Origin of the sequence: Streptomyces sp. CWNU-52B (genome assembly GCF_047444975.1) — a bacterium.
Taxonomy (GTDB): Bacteria; Actinomycetota; Actinomycetes; order Streptomycetales; family Streptomycetaceae; genus Streptomyces.
Window position 1 is genome coordinate 19,074 of the sequence record NZ_JBLFJV010000059.1, and the last position, 17,355, is coordinate 36,428.

At 70.9% G+C, this 17,355-nt stretch carries 13 protein-coding genes; 9 read left to right on the forward strand and 4 right to left on the reverse strand.

The annotated features are described in order from the left end of the window. Positions 1 to 96: 96 nt before the first annotated feature. Positions 97 to 360: a WhiB family transcriptional regulator gene (locus ACLVWQ_RS37740; protein WP_053723761.1), complete on the reverse strand. Its 264-nt coding sequence runs from the start codon at positions 358 to 360 to the stop codon at positions 97 to 99. Between the two features lie 763 nt (positions 361 to 1,123). On the opposite strand from ACLVWQ_RS37740, the gene ACLVWQ_RS37745 reads away from it, so the two are divergent. From ACLVWQ_RS37745 to ACLVWQ_RS37760, 4 genes are all read left to right on the forward strand, one after another. Continuing rightward, positions 1,124 to 1,729 (forward strand): cysteine dioxygenase, encoded by a 606-nt coding sequence (locus ACLVWQ_RS37745; RefSeq protein WP_414113816.1) that lies wholly within the window; start codon positions 1,124 to 1,126, stop codon positions 1,727 to 1,729. Between the two features lie 42 nt (positions 1,730 to 1,771). Next, positions 1,772 to 2,731 carry a 2-phospho-L-lactate transferase gene (gene cofD, locus ACLVWQ_RS37750; RefSeq protein ID WP_414113817.1) on the forward strand — a complete coding sequence of 320 codons (960 nt, stop codon included), beginning with the start codon at positions 1,772 to 1,774 and terminating at the stop codon, positions 2,729 to 2,731. Then, a complete protein-coding gene (locus ACLVWQ_RS37755; protein WP_414113818.1) occupies positions 2,728 to 4,140 on the forward strand; it encodes a coenzyme F420-0:L-glutamate ligase in 1,413 nt (470 codons plus the stop codon). Before cofD ends, ACLVWQ_RS37755 begins: the two co-directional genes overlap by 4 nt. Before the next feature lie 90 nt (positions 4,141 to 4,230). Continuing rightward, positions 4,231 to 5,247 (forward strand): DNA-3-methyladenine glycosylase family protein, encoded by a 1,017-nt coding sequence (locus tag ACLVWQ_RS37760; protein WP_414113819.1) that lies wholly within the window; start codon positions 4,231 to 4,233, stop codon positions 5,245 to 5,247. Positions 5,248 to 5,423: 176 nt separating this feature from the next. On the opposite strand, the gene ACLVWQ_RS37765 is transcribed toward ACLVWQ_RS37760, so the two are convergent. Together ACLVWQ_RS37765 and ACLVWQ_RS37770 are read right to left on the reverse strand one after the other, a co-directional pair. Next, entirely contained in the window at positions 5,424 to 6,506 is a 1,083-nt protein-coding gene (locus tag ACLVWQ_RS37765; RefSeq protein ID WP_414113820.1) for a sugar phosphate nucleotidyltransferase, read from the reverse strand. Positions 6,507 to 6,560: 54 nt separating this feature from the next. Next, complete coding sequence (locus ACLVWQ_RS37770; protein WP_414113821.1) at positions 6,561 to 8,123, reverse strand: peptidoglycan recognition protein; 1,563 nt, start codon at positions 8,121 to 8,123, stop codon at positions 6,561 to 6,563. A gap of 128 nt (positions 8,124 to 8,251) precedes the next feature. Here ACLVWQ_RS37770 and ACLVWQ_RS37775 point away from each other — a divergent pair, with 128 nt between their 5' ends. The 4 genes from ACLVWQ_RS37775 to ACLVWQ_RS37790 all read left to right on the forward strand — a co-directional run bounded on the left by ACLVWQ_RS37775 (position 8,252) and on the right by ACLVWQ_RS37790 (position 14,447). Continuing rightward, positions 8,252 to 9,007 carry a TIGR03089 family protein gene (locus ACLVWQ_RS37775; RefSeq protein WP_414113822.1) on the forward strand — a complete coding sequence of 252 codons (756 nt, stop codon included), beginning with the start codon at positions 8,252 to 8,254 and terminating at the stop codon, positions 9,005 to 9,007. Positions 9,008 to 9,215: 208 nt separating this feature from the next. After that, positions 9,216 to 10,601, forward strand: coding sequence for an LCP family protein (locus ACLVWQ_RS37780; protein WP_414113823.1), 1,386 nt, complete (start codon positions 9,216 to 9,218; stop codon positions 10,599 to 10,601). Positions 10,602 to 10,859: 258 nt separating this feature from the next. After that, positions 10,860 to 12,605: an LCP family protein gene (locus ACLVWQ_RS37785; RefSeq protein ID WP_414113824.1), complete on the forward strand. Its 1,746-nt coding sequence runs from the start codon at positions 10,860 to 10,862 to the stop codon at positions 12,603 to 12,605. An 81-nt stretch (positions 12,606 to 12,686) separates the two neighbouring features. Further along, the gene (locus tag ACLVWQ_RS37790; RefSeq protein WP_414113825.1) at positions 12,687 to 14,447 is read left to right on the forward strand and encodes an LCP family protein; all 1,761 of its coding nucleotides are present in this window, start codon (positions 12,687 to 12,689) and stop codon (positions 14,445 to 14,447) included. Positions 14,448 to 14,577: 130 nt separating this feature from the next. Here ACLVWQ_RS37790 and ACLVWQ_RS37795 read toward each other — a convergent pair whose 3' ends face one another. After that, the gene (locus ACLVWQ_RS37795; protein ID WP_414113826.1) at positions 14,578 to 15,606 is read right to left on the reverse strand and encodes a glycosyltransferase family 2 protein; all 1,029 of its coding nucleotides are present in this window, start codon (positions 15,604 to 15,606) and stop codon (positions 14,578 to 14,580) included. A gap of 118 nt (positions 15,607 to 15,724) precedes the next feature. Between ACLVWQ_RS37795 and ACLVWQ_RS37800 the strand changes: the two genes are divergently transcribed. Further along, on the forward strand, positions 15,725 to 17,182 hold the full coding sequence (locus ACLVWQ_RS37800; protein ID WP_414113827.1) for an LCP family protein: 1,458 nt from the start codon (positions 15,725 to 15,727) through the stop codon (positions 17,180 to 17,182). Positions 17,183 to 17,355: the final 173 nt, after the last annotated feature.

Consider the following 17,355-nt stretch of genomic DNA (forward strand, 5'->3'; position numbering starts at 1 on the left):
CGTGACGTAGCACCATCTGTCGTCACGTATCACCACACAGGACCCATGACGCGGCTCCCGGGCGGCGACCCTCTTTCAGCCGGACAGCGACGCTCTTCAGACGGCGGCCTTCTTCAGCCGGCGCCGCTCCCGCTCGGACAGACCGCCCCAGATACCGAAGCGCTCGTCGTTGGCGAGGGCGTATTCAAGGCATTCCGAGCGGACCTCGCAGGCGAGGCAGACTTTCTTCGCCTCGCGGGTGGAGCCGCCCTTCTCGGGGAAAAAGGACTCGGGGTCGGTCTGCGCGCAGAGCGCCCGCTCCTGCCAGCCGAGCTCCTCTTCGGCCTCGTCGACCAGCAGTTCCTGAAACAGCTCGGTCATGTGCGCCCCTCGTCCGTCTCGCGTCCCCGTGATGCTGCCGCCACCGATTTCGGCTGAACGACACGAGTGAAATTACAAGTGTGCCGATCCGGGCCAGTCAAGCCGAGATCTGCTATTGGGTCCCTTATTCACTCTGCGGAACCAAGGCTTTGCGGAAAGTGTTCAAATCGGTATAAACACTGACAGCCGAACGGGACCCGGTGGGAGTCGACTCCGCACGGGACTTGTACAGAGGAAGACGCCCAGGAGTTCGATCTCGTTCCGACCCGACCGACGAAGCGAACCTGATCCCGTCCGGATCACGGAATCCCACGGGATCCGGATCACTGATTCCCACGGGATTCCCACGGCTCGCCGGGTCGCGCCGCGGCTCGTGCGCCCGGTTGTGCGCCATGTGTCCCGACAACCGCCTGCACAAACCTTTCGCCTTCGAGGTGGCCCTGATGAGGTGAAAGATCGGCCACATTCGGAGCGTCAAGTTGACACTGCGGGTGTGAACCGGTGTGCTGGTGGGCATGCTCGCGAACTCGGCATCCACCTCGACCCGCACCGCCGGGTCCCACGGTGCTGTCCACGTTCGCTGTAGCTGTTGCTGTCGCAGCTGTTGAGCTCACCGCGCTCCCGCTGCCGCCGAGTCCACTGAGACCGGTCGCTGGTCCCCTTCGCCCGTATCCAGGGCACACCTCACGCCCGTGACCCGGGCCGCCGGTACGTGACATCCAGACCTTCAGCACTCTCTCCGCCGAGGAATCCACCGCACTCCATGAACAGCGACAGCGACCTCCAGATCGCCGGCGACATCCTCGAAGTACCGCACCTCCTCCAGGCACCGCGTGAGCATCCGGCCACGGTGGCCGAGTTCGCCGGCCTCGCCCGCTCCATCGCGGCCGACCGCTCCCGGTGGGCCCACCTCGTCCGCTACGACGCCACCGCCCGCTGGTACCACCGGCTGCACACCGGCCCCGGCTACGAGGTGTGGCTGCTGTCCTGGGTCCCCGGGCAGGGCAGCGGACCGCACGACCACGGGCCCTCCTCCGGCGTACTCACCGTCCTGGAGGGCGCACTGACCGAGCGCACCGAGCGGGGCACGCGCGCCCTGGGCGCGGGCGCTCAGCGGGTGTTCGCACCCGGTTATGTGCACGAGGTCGTCAACGACGCGCTCGAACCGGCCGTGAGCCTGCACGTGTACCACCCCGGGCTGACGGAGATGCCGATGCTTCCCCAGGCCCAGACCCAGACCCTGGCCCAGCAGGGCCGGGACGCTCCGGCGGGCCGGGAGGATCCGGAGTCCCGGCCGGCCGGGCAGCCCCGGCTCCGTCCGGCCGAGGGCACCCCTGGCGTCCGGTGCTCGGTGGCCGAGGTCTCGTAACCGGCTGACGCGTTGTCGTAGCCGCCTGCGAGACTGCATGCCATGCGCATTGTGGTTCTGGCAGGCGGCATCGGCGGTGCCCGGTTCCTGCGTGGTCTCCAGCAGGCCGCGCCGGACGCGGACATCACCGTCATCGGCAACACCGGGGACGACATCCACCTCTTCGGGCTGAAGGTCTGCCCGGACCTCGACACGGTGATGTACACGCTCGGCGGCGGTATCAACGAGGAGCAGGGCTGGGGACGGGCCGACGAGACGTTCCACCTCAAGGAGGAGCTGGCGGCGTACGGCGCGGGGCCCTCCTGGTTCGGTCTGGGCGACCGGGACTTCGCGACACACATCGTGCGTACGCAGATGCTGAGCGCCGGATATCCGCTCAGCGCCGTCACACAGGCACTGTGCGACCGCTGGAAGCCGGGCGTCCGGCTGATCCCCATGTCCGACGACCGGGTCGAGACCCATGTGGCCGTCGAGGTCGACGGCGAGCGCAAGGCCGTCCACTTCCAGGAGTACTGGGTCCGGCTGCGGGCCTCCGTGGACGCGCACGCCGTGGTGCCCGTGGGCGCGGATCAGGCCAAACCGGCGCCCGGGGTGCTGGAGGCCATCGCCTCGGCGGACGTCATCCTCTTCCCGCCGTCCAACCCCGTCGTGTCCGTCGGCACGATCCTGTCCGTGCCGGGCATCCGGGAGGCGATCGCCGAGGCCGGGGTGCCGGTGGTCGGCCTCTCCCCCATCGTCGGGGACGCGCCCGTGCGCGGCATGGCCGACAAGGTCCTCGCGGCCGTCGGCGTCGAGTCCACCGCCGCGGCGGTCGCCGAGCACTACGGCTCGGGCCTCCTCGACGGCTGGCTGGTCGACACGGTGGACGCCGGGATCGTGGACCGGGTCACCGAGGCGGGCATCCGGTGCCGGGCCGTCCCGCTGATGATGACCGACCTCGCCGCGACGGCCGAGATGGCCCGCGCGGCGCTGACGCTGGCGGAGGAGGTGCGGGACGCTTGAGCGACGAGACGCGCCGGAGTACGGGGACGGCAGGGACGGCGAAGGGCGAGTCGGCGGCGCGGGCGCCCGGCTATCGGGTCTGGGCGCTGCCCGGACTGCCCGAGATCCGGCCGGGGGACGACCTCGCCAAGCTGATCGCCGGTGCCGTCGCCGGGGCGGAGACCGGGACTGAGGCCGGGGCCGGGCTCCTGGACGGTGATGTGCTGCTGGTCACCTCGAAGATCGTGTCCAAGGCCGAGGGCCGCGTCGTCGAGGCGGTGGACCGGGAGGCCGCCATCGACGCCGAGACCGTACGGGTCGTGGCCCGGCGCGGACCGCTGCGGATCGTGGAGAACCGGCAGGGGCTCGTGATGGCCGCCGCCGGGGTGGACGCCTCCAACACCCCCGCCGGGACCGTGCTCCTGCTGCCCGAGGACCCCGACGCCTCGGCGCGGGCGATCCGGGACGGCCTGCGGGACGCGCTCGGGGTCGAGGTCGGAGTCGTCGTCACGGACACCTTCGGGCGGCCCTGGCGGACCGGGCTCACCGATGTCGCCATCGGGGCGGCCGGCGTGCTCGTGCTCGACGACCTGCGGGGCGGCACGGACGCGCACGGCAATCCGCTGGGCTCCACCGTCGTCGCCACCGCCGACGAACTCGCCGGCGCCGGGGACCTGGTCAAGGGCAAGGCCACCGGGCTACCGGTCGCCGTCGTGCGCGGGCTCTCCCACGTGGTGCACACGGGCGGCCCGGACAGCCCGGACACCCCGGACGAAGGAACCCGGGGCATGGTCAGGGGTGCCCGCGACGACATGTTCCGGCTCGGCACCTCCGAGGCCGTCCGGGAGGCCGTCACCCAGCGCCGTACCGTACGGGCCTTCACCGACGAGCCGGTCGACCCCGGTGCCGTACGCCGTGCGGTGACCGCCGCGGTGACGGCGCCCGCCCCGCACCACACGACGCCGTGGCGCTTCGTCCTCCTGGAGACGGCCGAGTCGCGCACGCGGCTCCTCGACGCCATGCGGGACGCCTGGATCGCCGACCTGGAGCGGGACGGGAAGAGCGCGGAGTCCGTCGCCAAGCGGGTGCGCCGGGGTGACGTGCTGCGCAAGGCCCCGTATCTGGTCGTGCCGTGTCTCGTCATGGACGGGTCCCACACGTACGGCGACGCCCGGCGTGACGGGGCCGAGCGGGAGATGTTCGTGGTCGCCGCGGGCGCCGGGGTGCAGAACTTCCTGGTCGCGCTCGCCGGGGAGCGGCTCGGGTCGGCGTGGGTGTCGTCGACGATGTTCTGCCGGGACGTCGTCCGGGACGTGCTCGCGCTGCCGGCGGGCTGGGATCCCATGGGGGCCGTCGCCGTCGGGCACGCGGCCGAGGAGCCGGCGGCACGGCCCGCGCGGGATGCGGGGGCTTTCATCGAGGTGCGGTGACCCTCTGCTCCTTACTACCTTCTCCACTACCTCAACTGCCTCCACTGCCTCACTACCTCTTGACTGCCTCTTACCCTCAGGATCTTCTTCGTGGCCGGACGCTTCGAGCAGCGGCCCACGCGTACGACCGTGCGTGGTGGGCATGTCGACGTGCCCGTCCCTCGGGCTGGGCGGACCGGGCAGACCGGGCGTACGCGGAGTTGGGCGCCGCCCTGGCCGCTCGATCTGGGGCTCGTGCTCGGGCCGTTGCGGCGGGGCCCCGCCGATCCCACCTTCCGTGCGACCGCGGACGGGTCCGTGTGGCGGGCCAGCCTCACCCCGGTCGGGCCCGGGACCCTGCGGGTGTCCGCCCGCGGCGGCGTCGTACAGGGGGAGGCCTGGGGGCCCGGGGCCGAGTGGCTGCTTGACGCACTCCCTTTGATGCTCGGCGAGTCGGACGACCCCGGGGTCTTCGAACCCCGGCACCGGGTGGTCGCGGCGGCCTGGCATCGACGGCCCGGACTGCGGCTGACGCGTACCGGGCTGGTGCTGGAGTCGTTGATCCCGTCGGTGCTGGAACAGAAGGTCACCACGGACGAGGCGTACCGGGCCTGGCGGCTGCTCGTACGGAAGTACGGCGTACCCGCTCCCGGGCCCGGACCCGTGGGGCACGGGGGCGGGCCCATGTTCGTCATGCCCGAGCCGCGGGTCTGGTCGCTGATTCCCTCGTGGGAGTGGCATCGCGCGGGGGTCGACGACAAGCGGGCGTCCACGATCCTGCGGGCCGTGCGGGTGGCTCGGCGGATGGAGGAGGCCGTGGCGCTCGACCCGGTGGCCGCGCGGGAGCGGTTCGAGGTGGTGTCCGGGGTCGGGCCGTGGACCTCGGCGGAGGTCGTGCAGCGCAGTCATGGGGCGGCGGACGCGGTGACGGTCGGGGACCTGCATCTTCCCGGGATCGTCGGGTACGCCCTGGCGGGTGACCGGGACGCGGACGACTCCGTGATGCTGGAGTTGCTGGAGCCGTACGCGGGGCAGCGGCATCGGGCCGCTCGGCTCATTCTGTTGAGCGGGCGGGCGCCTGCTCGGCGGCAGCCGCGAATGCCTCGCGGGGACATCGGGCGGCTGTGAGCCGCGCCCGGTACGGCCTCTTCGGTCGGGAGGGCTTTTTCGCCCCCGCCGCCCCTACCCGCCCCTACCCGTCCCGTCCCTGGGGGCTCCGCCCCCAGACCCCCCACCGGCCTGACCGGCCTCGTCCTCGAACGCCGGACGGGCTGAGGTCGTAGAGGCGCGGGGAACTGCGCAGATCACTGGTCGGAAGAGAACCGCAGCGACGCCCCCGGTATGCGGGCGTCGCACCAGACCCGTACGCCCTCCCGGAGTTCGTTGTCCGGGCCCACCGTCGCCCCGTCGCCCACCACCACCCCCGTGAGGATCGAGCGCGCGCCCACCCGCGCACGGGCCCCCACCAGGGAGTCCGTGATGACCACCCCCGGTTCCACGACCGCGTCCGCCAGGATCGCGCTGCCGCGGATGCGCGCCCCCTCCCCCACCACCGCGCCGCTGCCGACGACCGTGCCGCCGGTCAGTTTCGCGTCGGAGGCGACCGACGCCGTCGGCAGGACCAGCCGGTCGCCGTGGCGGCCCGGGACCGCCGGGGAGGGCGCCTTGCCCAGGACCAGGTCCGCGGAGCCGCGTACGAAGGCCTGGGGAGTGCCGAGGTCCAGCCAGTACGTGGAGTCGACCATGCCCTGGAGGTGGGCCCCGGACGCCAGCAGGTCCGGGAACGTCTCCCGTTCGACCGAGACGGGCCGGCCGACGGGTATCGAGTCGATCACCGACCGGCGGAAGACGTACGCGCCCGCGTTGATCTGGTCGGTGACGATCTCCTCGGGGGTCTGCGGTTTTTCGAGGAACGCCAGCACCCGGCCCGAGTCGTCCGTCGGGACCAGCCCGTACGCCCTCGGGTCCGCCACCCGTGTCAGGTGCAGGGAGACGTCCGCGCCCGAGGACCCGTGGGTGTCCACCAGGGCCCGGATGTCCAGGCCCGTCAGGATGTCCCCGTTGAAGATCAGTACGGGCTCGTCGGGGCCGGATCTCAGGCGGGAGGCCACGTTGCGGATGGCGCCGCCGGTGCCGAGGGGTTCCGCCTCGGTGACGTACTCGATGTGGAGCCCCAGCGACGAGCCGTCGCCGAAGTACGGCTCGAAGACCTCGGCCAGGTAGGACGTGGCGAGCACGATGTGCTCGACCCCCGCCGCTCTCGCCCGTGCCAGCTGGTGCGTGAGGAACGGTACCCCGGCCGCCGGAACCATCGGTTTCGGCGTGTGCACCGTGAGGGGGCGCAGCCGTGTGCCCTTGCCGCCGACCAGGAGGATCGCTTCTGTCACCTGTCGTCTCTGCTTCCTGCTGGGGCCGGTCGAACAGTGTTTCGGCCGCGGACCTCATCGTCCCTGGTAGCGAGCCGAGGTGGCACGGGCCGTGCCGAGCTTCGCGTAGAGCTTGCTGCCCGGGCATTCGGTGGCGAACCCGTCCCGGTGACCGGAGATTACATTGAGTCGTACGTTCTTTCCTTTTCGGTATAGATTTCCGCCTCCCGACTTGAGGTAGGTCTTGCCGCGCGGGTTCGCTCCGTACAGGCCGAGCTTCCACGCCGTGAGCCGGGCGACGGCCTTCACCGCCGCGGCGGGCGGGTTCGCGCTGCCGAAACTGCCGAGGACGGCGATCCCCGTGCTGTTGCTGTTGAAACCGAGCGTGTGCGCGCCCATCACCGCCTTGGCCACGCCACCGGCGCGCCCCTCGTAGATGTTTCCGCACTTGTCCACGAGGAAGTTGTAGCCGATGTCACGCCAGCCACTGCTCTTCACGTGGTAGCGGTAGATACTGCGGATGACTGAAGGGGCTTGCGCACAGCGGTAGTTGTTGCCCGAGGCGCTGTGGTGGACGAAGGCGGCCTTCACCGTCTTCGTGTAGCTGAAGTTCCGCTCGCGCAGTCCCTCGTCGGCGCCCCAGCCCTTGCGGGTGACGATGCGCGGACGCGCGCCGATGTACGGCTTCGCCCGCTGGACCGCGTTCGCCGCGACGGCCCCTGTCACGCCCGTGGCGTTCGTCGTGCCCGTCGCGTCCGTCTCCTCGCCTCGGGTGGCCAGCAGGTCGGCCCGTGTCTCCTCCTCGCTCAGGGCCGGGATCTCGGTGGCGCCGAGGGGCGCGAGGTCGGCGTTGACGGCGGAGGCGGCCGCGGACTCGGCGGTCAGGAAGTTGACGCGCGAGACGTCCGTCTCGGGGCCCTGCGGCGGGGGTTCCTCGCCCGGGTCGACCAGTTCGACGTGCAGGCCCTTGGGGAGGGGCTCGGCGGCGACGGCCCTCCCGTCGGCGCCCGCCCGGCCGTCCGCGCCCGCTTCCACCCTGACCTCCACGCCGTCCGAGTCCCCCACCCACAGGGGCGCGGTGGAGCCCCGCACCCGGCCCGAGGTGCGTTCCGCGGTGTCGGGGTCGGCGGCGTGCTCGTGGTTGTGGGTGTCCACGTCCTGCCATGCGGACCACTTGGTGGTGCCGGCGGCGCGCGTACGGATCTGGACGCGGCCGTGGAGTTCGCTCTCGGGGTCGTCCCAGACGATGCCCACGAGGGAGAAGTGCCGCACGTCCCGTCGGGCCAGGCCCTGCGCCGGGGCCGCCGCGGGGGGCAGCGCTCGGTCGCCCGAGAGGGAGGGGGCGGGCGAGGGGGAGGAGGGCGGGGTCCGGGGGGTGCTCGCGGCGAGGGGGGCCAGGGGGAGGGACTGGGTGCTGCCGGGGACCGCGGGGGCCGCGGGCGCCGCGAGGGGGGCTCGGCCGGGCCGGGTCGTGCGGTCGGTGGTCCGGTCGGCGGTCTGTTCGGTGGTCGTCCGTCCGGCGGTGGCCGATCTCACGACCGGGAGAAACGTGGCCGCGGCGTCCGAGGACAGCGCCAGCGGAAGGGCCAGGGCGGCCGCACAGGTGACGGCGATCGAGGAAGCAAGGTGTCCGCGCATGCCCCTGATCCTGAACATATCCACACTTATCTGTCCATCTGGGAATTGACGGACCGTCCGTCCCGCTCGGCCGAACCGGTGGCCCTCGCTCCCCCGTCCCGGCGGTCGCCCGCGTACGCTTGCGTCCCGTGACCGCCACCGACCGCACCCCTGCCGACCTGCTGCGATCCGCGCTCGCCACGGATCCCGCGCGCCCCCTGGTGACCTTCTACGACGACGCCACGGGCGAACGTGTCGAACTGTCCGTGGCCACCTTCGCCAATTGGGTGGCCAAGACCGCCAATCTGCTCCAGGACGAACTGGGCGCCGAGCCCGGTGAGCGGGTGGCCCTGCTGCTGCCCGCGCACTGGCAGACGGCGGTGTGGCTGCTCGCGTGTTCCTCCGTGGGGGTGGTCGCGGACGTCGGGGGTGACGCCGGTGCCGCCGACCATGTGGTCGCCGGGCCAGGGGAGTTCGAGGCCGGGCTCGCCTGTTCCGGGGAGCGGGTGGCGCTGTCGCTCGCGCCGCTGGGACGTCGCTTCGCGCAGGCGCCGGCCGGGTACGCGGACTACGCGGTCGAGGTTCCCGGTCAGGGGGACGTCTTCCGGCCGTACGGGGCGGTGGATCCGGAGGGGGCCGCGCTGGTCGTGGCCGGGGCGGAGCTGACGGGGGCGGAGGTCGTCGAGCGGGCCCGTGGGGACGCGGGGGCGCTCGGGCTGACGGGGCCGGGGTCCCGGCTGTTGTCCGCGCTGCCTTATGGGACGTGGGAGGGGTTGAGCGCGGGGCTCTACGCTCCGCTGGCCGCCGGGGGGTCCGTGGTGCTGTGCCGGAACCTCGACCGGCTCGGGGAGGACGGGGTGGCCAAGCGCGTCGAGAGCGAACGGGTCACGTCGACGGCCCGCTGAGCCACCCACTGCTTCCAGGGGCGCGAGGAACCGCGCGACCAGCCACAGGCGGCCCGCGCCCGACGAACGACCCCCCGCCCCACCCCCACCACAGCCACAGCCACAACCGTCGCCGTCCCCCGTTCGGCCCATCCCCCGAAGCCCCCCGCCCCCGGCCGGGTCATGGTCATAGGGGCAGGTTCGTACGACAGGAGGGGCGGACTGGGGCGTGAGCGGCAGCGACGGCGGGACCGACGGCACGCCCGGTCAGGGCGCGGGCACCGCCGGGCCCGGCGCGGGCGCGAGCCCCACCCCGGCCGGTGTCGCCCGGCGCCGCCGCCGATGGCTGCGGTACACCGGGGCCGGCGTCGCCGTGGCCCTCGTCGCCGCCGCGGGAGCCGGCTGGGCGGTGTACGAGAAGCTGAACTCCAACATCACCTCGGACGACGACACGGCCGCCGAACTGCGCCGGTACGAGAAGGAACGCCCCACCGCGCTGGTGCGCGACGCCCAGAACATCCTGCTGGTCGGGTCGGACTCCCGGTCCGGGGACGGGAACCGCGAGTACGGCAGGGACTCCGGCACCGAACGCTCCGACACCACCATCCTGCTGCACCTCGCAGCGAACCGGCGCAGCGCGACCGCCGTCTCGCTCCCCCGCGACCTGATGGTGGACATACCGAGCTGCCGGGGACCGGACGGCACCCGCACCTCGCCCGTGTTCTCGATGTTCAACTACGCCTTCCAGAGCGGCGGTCCGGCCTGCACGATCCGTACCGTCGAGAAGCTGACCGGCATCCGCGTCGACCATCACATGGTGGTGGACTTCCACGGCTTCAAGGACATGGTCGAAGCGGTCGACGGCGTCGAGGTGTGCCTGAAGGAGCCGATCGACGATCCCGCCGCCAAACTGCGGTTGCCGGCGGGCAAGGTGAAGCTCGACGGCGAGCAGGCCCTCGGCTACGTGCGCGTCCGCAAGACCATCGGAGACGGCAGCGACACCGACCGGATGGACCGTCAGCAGCGGTTCCTGGGCGCCCTCGTCAACAAGGTGCGCAGCAATGACGTACTGCTCAATCCGGTGAAGCTCTATCCCGTGCTGGACGCAGCGACGTCGTCCCTCACCACCGACCCCGGACTGGCGAACCTGCGCGGTCTGTACGACCTGGTGCGCGGTATGCGCAACATCCCCACGGAACGTGTGCAATTCCTTACCGTCCCGAGGGAGTCGTACGCCCGCGACGCCAATCGCGACCAGCTCGTGGAACCCGAGGCGGAGAAACTCTTCGAACGGCTGCGCAGGGACGCCCCGTTGGAGGTCGCCAGGGAAGTTCCGGCGGATTCCGGCGCAAAGAGGAGCGGCACCGAATCGGCCGACGGCCGGGACAAGCACGGCTATTCGTACGACTTCGAGCGCTATCGGCCGGACGATCAGGGGCAAGAGGGTCGAGGCGACCCAGAAGGACAAGAAGGGGTTTCCGGGCGCGAGTCCGGTACGGAAGACCGCACATCGGACGAAAAGCGGCTCGCCGAACCCTCGCCCGCACCCACCACCCCGCCGACTCCCGCGCCGACTTTCCGGGGGAACACCGCCGCCGAGGACGCCTGCCATTAGGGCTCGAACACGTCTTTGAGTAAAGGGCGCACCAAGACGGGGAACGTGCGTTCAAAGAATTGGGCGGATTGCCCGCTTGTAGGGACGTGGAATGTGTCACCGCCGTCGCTCGACGCGGATCCGGGCGGCTAGTGTGAGCGATCCGGTGCGCCCGGCCACGAGGTTTGTCCTGGCGGCCGCGTACTGCAGGACCGAGTGACCGAGCGTCTTTTGAGGGGGAAAGGCGCCGCGTGGCCCCGACGGAGGACTCAAGCAACCGTGGACGCGCAAGGCCGTGAGCGGGCGGACGATATCGACCCCGCAGACCAGTGGGTACTCAATCCGGACACCGGTGACTACGAATTGCGACTGCAGGATTCCGCACCGCAATCACCGGTCCCAGGTCCCCGCTCGCGCAGAACGGCGGGCGACGCCGCACCACCGCGCGGACGCACCGCTCCCGGCCGGGAGCGGAAGGGGACACCCGAGGAGGCGCCGGATCCCGGCGTGCCCGGACCGCGCAGACGACGCACGCCGCAGGACCCTCAGCCCGGTCGCCGCAAGGGCCGCCCCAAGAAGTCGAAGGCCAAGAAGATAGTGGTCTGGACGGGCGCCACGATGGCTTTCCTGCTGGTCGGGGTGAGTTCGGCGGGATACCTCTACTGGAGGCATCTCAACGGCAACATCACGTCCGTCTCCGACGACGGCGCGGGCACCGGCGGTTTCAGCAAGGACCGGGCGATCAACGTCCTGTTGGTGGGCACGGACAAGCGCACCGGTGCGGGAAACGCCGGTTACGGCGACTCGGAAAGCCCCGGGCACGCGGACACCACGGTGTTGCTGCATGTCTCCAAGGACCGCACGAACGCCACCGCGATGAGCATTCCGCGTGACCTGATCACCGACATCCCGGACTGCCCGACCACCCAGGACGACGGATCCACCAAGATCATCCCGGGCACGGCGAACACGCGCTTCAACGAGAGTCTGGGCCAGGAGGGCCGCACGCCGAGCTGCACGATGCGCACCGTCACCGAGCTGACCGGCATCACGATGGACCACTTCATGATCGCCGACTTCAACGCGGTCAAGACACTGACCACGGCGGTCGACGGCGTCGAGGTCTGTCTCGCCAAGGACATCGACGACCCGGACTCCAAGCTCAAGCTGTCCGAGGGCAAGCACACCATCCAGGGTGAGGAAGCGCTCGCGTTCGTCCGCACCCGCCACACCGTGGGCCTCGGCGGCGACCTCAGCCGGATCGAGCTCCAGCAGCAGTTCCTCAGCGCCCTGATGCGCAAGCTGAAGTCGAACGACACGCTCACCAGTCCGACCAAGCTCCTGAAGCTGGCGGAGGCGGGCACCGAGGCACTGACCGTCGACTCGAAGATCAGCAGCATCACCAAGCTCCGCGACCTGGGCATGGAGCTGGGCAAGTTCCCCACCAAGAACCTGTCCTTCACCACGGTGCCGGTGCTCGACAACCCCGCCGAGAAGACGGTCAAGGCGACGGTCGTCCTCCAGGAGACCAAGGCCAAGTCGCTGTTCTCGCTGATCAAGAACGACGTGTCGCTCACCGCCGTGAAGCAGAAGGAGAAGAAGGAGAAGGCCGAGGTGGCCGCCCGGCTCAAGGGCACCAAGGCCGACCCCGCGGACGTCCGCGTCCGGATCCTCAACGGCGGCGCCAAGTCGGGTTCCGCGCAGGAGACCCTCAACTGGCTGCAGCTCGAAGAAGGCGTGACCAAGTCCGAGAACGCGGGCAACGCCGAGGCGACGCTGAAGAAGACCACGGTCGAGTACGCTCCCGACCAGGCCGATCAGGCACGCAGGCTCGCCGAACTCATGGGCCTGTCCGGGGCGGCCATGAAACCGGGCAAGAGCGTGACCAACTCCCAGGGTCTTCCTGCGATCACGCTGACCCTGGGTCTGGACTTCGAAGAGGCCGGGACCTCTCTGACCGCTCCGTCGACGGCGCCGGACGACGTCGAGAAGTCCACAGCCGACAAGGTTGAGTGCGCCAAGTAAGTGACCAAACGGATCCGTCCTACGTCTGACAGGACGTAGGACGGACCTGTGTCAGGCGCAGGGGTGGGGAGGCAGGGGACAATGACGCAGAGCAGTGTGCGTGGGGAGGGGGCTCGCCCACGTGTCTCGCAGGAGAAGGAGCGCGGTGAACGTGCTGACGGGGGCGGAAGCGGGGGCCAGGGCGGGAGCGGTAGCGGGAACGACGCCGCGCGGTCGCGGGCGGCGCGGACCGCACGGTCGGCGTCGGGCGGGAGCGCGGGCGACGACGGCGGGGAGAGCGGCAGACCGGGCGGTCGGCGGGACGGCGGCCCCCGTCGAATACTCCGGTGGTTCGCGCTGGTCCTGGCGGTACTGATACTCGGGACGGCCGGCGCCGGATACCTCTACTACCGTCATCTCAACGGCAACATCGACAAGGGCAAGCGCAACAGCGGTGCGTCCGGCGTCAAGAAGGCCGATCCCAACGCGGCCGGCCAGACCCCGCTGAACATCCTGTTGATCGGCTCCGACAGCCGCAACTCGGACGAGAACGTGAAGCTCGGCGGCAGCAAGGACCAGCGGGGCAGCAAGCCGCTGGCCGACGTGCAGATGCTGGTGCACGTCTCCGCGGACCGCAAGAACGCGTCCGTCGTGAGCATCCCGCGGGACACCCGGGTGAAGATCCCCGAGTGCGAGGACCCCGAGACCGGGGAGACGTACCCGGAGACGAACAACATCATCAACATGTCGCTGCAGCGCGGCGGGGCCGGCTGCACCCTGGCCACCTGGCAGAACCTCACCGGTGTCTACATCGATCACTGGATGATGGTCGACTTCGGCGGCGTGGTGAAGATGGCCGACGCCGTCGGCGGCGTCGAGGTCTGCGTGAAGCAGAACGTGTGGGACCGTCCGCTGCCGGGTGTCCCCGGCGGTTCCGGTCTGAAGCTGAAGGCCGGCAGCAAGAAGGTCCAGGGCAAGCAGGCCCTGGAGTGGCTGCGCACCCGGCACGCCTTCCGGAGCGACCTGGGCCGGGCCAAGGCCCAGCACATGTACATGAACTCGATGATCCGCACGCTGAAGGGCCAGAACGCCTTCACGGACAGCGGACGGCTGATGGGCCTGGCCGAGGCGGCCACCGAGTCCCTGGACGTGTCCGAGGAGATCGGTACGGTCAAGAAGCTGTACGACCTGGGAATGAAGCTCAAGTCCGTGCCGACCGACCGGTTCACGATGACGACCATGCCCACCGTGACGGACCCGACCAACCTCAACCACCTGGTCCCCGAGCCCACGGACGCGGACAAGCTGTGGTCGATGGTCCGTAACGACGTGCCCTTCGACAAAGGCGGCAAGGGCGGCAAGGGCGGTGCGGACGGCAAGAGCGGTTCCGCTTCCGCCGGCCCGGAGGCGACGAGCACCGGTCCAGTGGCGGCGCCCGCGGAGGGCCTCGCGGTCACCGTCGTCAACGGCACGGCGGGCGACGACAGCGAGCTGGCTCCGGTGGGCAGCAGGGCGTCGGCGATCGCGGGCGCCCTGCAGGACAAAGGATTCACCAAGGCCACCGCGAGCGGGCAGACCGATCCCAGCTCGCGGACACAGGTGACGTATCCGAAGGGTTCAGGGGCACAGGGCCGCGCGAACGCCCTCTCCGTGGCCAAGGCCGTCGGGGTGCCGGCCGGTCAGGTGCGTGCCGTGGCCGACGCCGTCACCACCACGCTGACCATCGGCAGCGACTGGCGGGAGGGCACGGCCTACCCGAAGCAGTCCACTCCGGAGGCGGGCGACCTGCCCGAGAGCGCGGAGGCCATCAACGGCGCGGACGAGGGTGCCTGCATGGACGTGTACGAGCCGTACCGGTACTGAGCACCCGGACGAACACCGAGGGGCCGGGACCGCTGTCGTCGTGACAGCGGTCCCGGCCCCTCAGCCGGTTCTCGGCCGGTTGTCGGCCGGATCACGGCCGGTTGTCGGCCGGATCACGCGCGGTCCGTGCTCAGCTCTCGGTCAGTACCGGCGGGCGACGGGACGCCATGACCTTCCGCGCCAGCGCCTTCGGGCTGGTGAGGAAGCCCCAGCCCCACGACATGTGCATGGTCGCGAGGGCCACCGGAATACGCAGCCGCGCCTTGAGGGGCAGGCCCTTGCCCGCGGGCAGCGAGCCCGCCGCTATCGCGACGAGGTAGCCGCCGGGGACCAGGAAGCCCCAGGGGGTCACCGCGGCGCCGACCACGAGGCCCAGGACGATCGCGCAGACCGCGGCCGGCGGGGCCAGGTAGCGCAGATTGATGGAACCCTCGTGGTAGCGGGCGACGACATGACGCCAGCGGCCGTAGTCCTTGTATTGCTTGGCCAGGGCCTGCATCGAGGGGCGCGGCCGGTACGAGACCCGCAGCTCGGGCGAGAACCAGATGAGGCCGCCCGCCTCCCTGATCCGGAAGTTCAGCTCCCAGTCCTGGGCGCGGATGAACTCCTCGTTGTAGCCGCCCTGTTGTTCAAGGGCCTCGCGGCGGAAGACGCCGAGGTAGACCGTCTCCGCCTGGCCGGCCCGGCCGCCCGTGTGGAAGGCCGCGTTGCCCACGCCGATCTTCGAGGTCATGGCCGCGGCGACCGCGTGCTCCCAGTCGTTCTCGCCCTCGGCGTGCATGACACCGCCGACGTTCTGCGCGCCGGTCTCCTCCAGGAGGCGTACGGCGGTCGCGATGTAGTTCGGCGAGAGCATGCCGTGCCCGTCGACGCGTACGACGACGGGGTGGCGGGACGCCTTGATGGCGGCGTTCAGCGCGGCGGGGGTGCGGCCGGTCGGGTTCGGGACCGTGTGCACACGGGGGTCCTCGGCGACGAGTTCGGCCGCGATCTCCTCCGTACGGTCCGCGGAGGGACCGATGGCGATCACGACCTCCATCTCGCCCGCGTACTCCTGGGCGAGGATCGCTTGGACGGCTCCGCGCAGATGCCGTTCCTCGTTGAGGACGGGCATGATCACGGATACGGCGGGAAGCTGCACGGCGGGCTTGGCGTTCATCGCGGATTACGTTACCGCGAATGGGGGACACGGACGCGCGCCGCCCTGCCTCTGCCCCGGGCAGCAGATCGTATGGGCCTACGGTGCTCACGGCCCCCCGCACCCGGCCGACGACGAGGTGTCCGTCTTGCCCACCCCGACCCACTCCCCCGCCGGACCCCGGCGACAGCGCCCGGCGCGCACACCCGTCCGCCGCGGCCGGACGCGCTGGGCCGCCCGGGTGGCGACCTCGCTGTCCGTGGCGGTGCTCGCGGCGGCCGGCATCGGACACGCGGTGGTCACCGGGCTCGACTCCGACATCGACCGGATCGACCCCTTCAAGGACATGAAGAACCGTCCCGCGCAGGGCCACGGCATGAACGTGCTCCTGGTCGGCACCGACGGCCGGGACCGGATCACCCCGGAGCAGAAGGAGAAGTACCGGCTCGGCGGCGCCCCCTGCCACTGCACGGACACGGTCATGATCGTGCACGTCTCCGAGGACCGGAAGCGGGCCAGCGTGGTGAGCCTGCCGCGCGACTCGTACGCCGAGACGCCCGCGCACACCGACCGGACCACCGGCGAGCGGCACGACCCGCACCCGGTCAAGCTGAACGCGGCGTACGCGGAGGGCGGGCCGCAGCTCACCGTGCGCACCGTCGAGAACATGACCCGGGTGAAGATCGACCACTATCTGGAGGTCGACTTCACCAGCTTCATGAAGACCGTGGACGTGCTCGGCGGGGTGCGGATCTGCACGGTGCGGCCGCTGAAGGACACGTACACCGGGCTCGACCTCGCCGCCGGGATGCACGATCTGGACGGCGGGCAGGCACTGCAGTACGTGCGCTCGCGGCACATCGACGGGGCCGCGGACCTCGGCCGGATGCAGCGCCAGCAGCGGTTCCTGGCGGCGCTGATCTCCCGGGCCACGTCGTCCGGGGTGCTGCTCAACCCGATCAGGTTCCGTGACGTGACCCAGGCCGTGCTCGGCTCCGTACGCGCGGACAAGGGCTTCGGGACGGACGAGCTGATCGGCCTGGGGCGGGCGATGCGGACCTTCTCGCCGTCCTCCTCGGAATTCACCACCGTCCCGATCGGCAAGATGGGGTACGAGGTGAAGGGCATCGGCTCGACCCTGAAGTGGGACGAGGACAAGGCGGGGCGGCTCTTCAAGACCCTGCGCGACGACAAGCCGCTCGCGCCGCACCGGGTCCGCGCCAAGGCGGTGCGCGTCGACGTGGCTCCGCAGCAGATCCGGGTCCAGGTCGAGAACGGGACGATGACCGCGGGACTCGGCCGCCGGGTCGACAAGGGGCTGGCCGCGACCGGGTTCCGGACGACGGGGGCGCCGGAGAACGCGCGGGACCGCTCTCTGACGCAGACCGTCATCCGGTACGACCCCCGGTGGGACCGGTCGGCGAAGTCCCTCGCGGCGGCCCTGCCGGGCAGCGAGCTGCACGCCGTGGCGGGGCAGGGCTCCTTGATGAAGGTGCTCGCGGGCGCGGACTTCAGGAAGGTCAGAAAGGTCCGGGCGGACGACCCGGCGCAGGGAGAGTTCGAAACGGTCAGGGGCGACCAGGTGATCTGCCCGTAGGACCTGGTCGCGCGCGCCGGCCCCGTCCTTCAGGGGCGCGGGGAACTGTGCGCTCAGCCACAGCGGGCCCGCAGCCGGAAGAAGCCGATTCCGGGGCACAAGCCTGGTCTGTCACGACGGCGGCCATATGTCGGGGGCGCACAGGGGGCGCTTTGCATCAGATCTGCAACAGC